The following is a 2,813-nucleotide window of genomic DNA, read 5'->3' as shown; positions in this document are numbered from 1 at the left end:
GGGTGGGACCGGCGGTGTCCTCCGCCCCCTTCGCCGCCTCCGGCCCGTCCGCCGCCTCCGGCCCGTCCGCCCCCTTCCGCCCGTCCGCCACCTTTGCCGCCTCCGCCGCCTCCGCCGCCTCCGCCCGCTCGGAGGCGAGCAGGGCGAGGGTCTGGACGGTCTTGCCGAGGCCCATGTCGTCCGCCAGCACGGCGCCGAGGCCGAGTCCGGACATGGTCCGCAGCCACGCCAGCCCGCGTTCCTGGTACGGGCGCAGCTCGGCCCGGAAGTCCGCCGGCAGCTCCGCGGCCGGGGCGGCGACGGCCTGCCCGGCGAGCAGCTCGCCGAGCGGGCCGTCGGCGCGCACCGAGGTGACCGGCAGCCCGGCGACCGTCGCCTCCGGGTCGAGGGCGAGCCGCAGCAGCTCTCCGGCGGCGAGCACTCCGTCGCGCCGGTCGGCGAGGAAGGCGAGCGCGGCGGCGATCTGGGCCGGGTCGGCCTCCAGCCAGGTGCCGCGCACCCGGACCAGCTCCTGCTTGGCCGCGGCGAGTTCGGCCAGTTCCCGCTCGGTGAGCGGCTCCCCCTCCGGGCCGAGCGCGACCTGCCAGCGGAAGGCGACCACGGCGTCCCGGTCCACCTGGCCGGTGGCCGCGAGCGAGCCGGGTGCGGGCGGGGTGGTGGCGCGCAGGGCGAGCCCGAGCCGGGGGCGGCGGCGCCACCAGGCGGGCAGCAGCACCCCGAAGCCGCCCTCGGCGAGGGCGGGCGCGGCGGTGCGCAGGAAGTCGAGCGCGCCGGCCCGGCCGAGCGGCAGGGCGGACGGGTGGGAGCGGTGGCGCAGCCCGTCCAGGGCGGGCCAGCGGTGGGCGGCGCGGGCGAGTTCGGCGACCAGCACGTCGACCGGGTCGGCGCCCTTGCGGGCGAGCGCGGCGTGGGCGGCGCCGCCCTCGTGCAGGTCGGCGGCGCGGACCAGCAGGGAGGGCTCGTCCACGGCCTGGAGCAGGAACTCCAGCTGCCACGCGTCGTCGGAGGGCCGGCCCTCCGGGTCGTCCTGATCGGGGCCGAGCGGCTCGACCAGGCGGAAGCAGAGCCGCAGCGCCGGATCGACGGGCTCGGCGGCGGCGTACCAGGCGCCGCCCCCGCGGCGCAGTTCGGCGAGTTCCTCGGGCGGGGAGCCGTCGAACCCGCCGTCGGGGGTGGTGAGGGCGTGCAGCCAGCGCTCGGCGACGGCCGCCCCCGGCCCGGCGCTGCCGTCGACCGGGAAGGGGGACGGGGCGTCCGCCAGTGCGGCGCGGGCCTCGGCGTCCACCAGTGCGCCCAGGGCCGCGCCCAGCAGCGCGTCCCCGTCGTCGGCGCCGTGCGGCCACTCCCCCAGCAGGACGGGCGGGCAGCCAGCGGCCAGGGCGGCGGCCTCGCGGCGCCCGGCCGGGGTGAGGTCGGGCCGCCACCGGGCCTGCGGGCGGCCGTCGGCGGCGGTCACGGGCAGCGGCTGGACCCGGCCGCGGCCGACCGTCCGCCAGGCGAGGTCGTGCACTCCGGTGAGCCAGCGCAGCGAGGGGCCGTGGACCACCTCGACCCGTCCGGCGCCGGGCAGATCGCTGCTGGTGACGGCCCAGACCGGGTCGAAGACCTCACCGAGCAGCTGGGCGGCGGCCCCGGCCCCGAAGAGCAGGGCCGGCACCCGCCAGGGCGTGAGCACGGCGCCGCCGCGCGGCGGCGCGACCGGAAGGTCGGGCGAGGGCGCGGGGACGGTGCCGACGGTGGGCAGCAGCAAGGTGGCCCAGCGCTCGGGGGCCTGTCCGGCGAGCCAGCCGAGGCCCGGTCCGATGCCGCCGAGCACGGCGGCCAGCTCGCCGGCCGGGCAGGCGTAGGGGTGGGCGCGCGGGGCGGGCCGGTCGGGCTGCGGTTCGGCGGCGCCGGGGTGGGCGCGGGCGTCCTCGGCCCAGAGCGCCAGGTGCCCGTCCGCCCGCCAGAGCGCGTGCAGGACGAACATCGGGGGCCTTCCGGGCGGGGTGGGACCGTCCTTCGCAGCCTATCCGGGAGGTCCGACAGGGCGGGTCCGCTGAGCCGTTCGGCGGAACCCGGAACGCCATGGTTGAAAGTTGAACGAAGTTGTCCTACGCTGGAGCCAACAAGTTGAAGCCTAAACAACTGGCTTCGAACCAAGTGAGGAAGCCATGGGCCTGTTCAACCGCACCAAGACCGTCACCGCCCCCGCCGCGACCGCCGCCCCGACCCCGGCCGGCCCGGACCTCGCCCACCTGACCGGCGACTGGACCGTGGACAACACGCACAGCGAGATCGGCTTCTCGGTCCGCCACGCGATGGTCACCAACGTCAAGGGCCGCTTCACCGAGTACGACGGCAAGCTGCACCTGGACGGGACCCACCCGGGCAACTCCTCGGCCGAACTGGTGATCAAGGTCGCGAGCGTCGACACCAACCAGGCCCAGCGCGACGAGCACCTGCGCACCGGCGACTTCTTCGCCGTCGACACCCACCCGGAGATCCGCTTCCGCAGCACCTCCGCCCAACTGCTCGGCGGCGACTCGTACCGGATGACCGGCGACCTCACCATCAAGGGCACCACCCGCCCGGTCGTGCTGGACCTGGAGTACACCGGCAGCGCCACCGACGCGTACGGCGCCGACCGGGTCGGTTTCGAGGGCAAGGCCGTCGTCGACCGCACCGAGTTCGGCCTGACCTACAACGCCGCGCTGGAGACCGGCGGCGTGCTGATCGGCGAGAAGGTCAAGCTCAGCTTCGACATCTCCGCCGTCAAGGCGGCCTGAGCCGGCCGTCCCCCCGAGCACCGCCCCTGCCCTTCCCCCCGGGGG

General features: G+C 77.1%; 2 protein-coding genes. One reads left to right on the top strand and one right to left on the bottom strand.

The genetic code is table 11. From position 1 onward, the window contains the following. Positions 1–1,969, bottom strand: a 1,969-nt coding sequence (locus ACIQOV_RS35885) for an SNF2 helicase-associated domain-containing protein (RefSeq protein WP_401055010.1), incomplete at its 3' end; no start/stop codon positions are given. Between the two features lie 184 nt (positions 1,970–2,153). Between ACIQOV_RS35885 and ACIQOV_RS35880 the strand changes: the two genes are divergently transcribed. Next, complete coding sequence (locus tag ACIQOV_RS35880; RefSeq protein WP_401055009.1) at positions 2,154–2,768, top strand: YceI family protein; 615 nt, start codon at positions 2,154–2,156, stop codon at positions 2,766–2,768. The last annotated feature ends 45 nt before the right edge of the window (positions 2,769–2,813 follow it).

This window comes from Kitasatospora sp. NPDC091257, assembly GCF_044757675.1.
Lineage (GTDB): Bacteria > Actinomycetota > Actinomycetes > Streptomycetales > Streptomycetaceae > Kitasatospora > Kitasatospora lactacystinica.
The sequence above is the reverse complement of the archived record's forward strand: the minus strand, read 5'-3'. Positions and strand labels throughout refer to the sequence as shown.

What these genes read in the sequence shown, in the direction of transcription:
- ACIQOV_RS35880 (WP_401055009.1), top strand. Translation starts at nt 2,154, where the DNA reads ATGGGCCTGTTCAACCGCACCAAGACCGTCACCGCCCCCGCCGCGACC.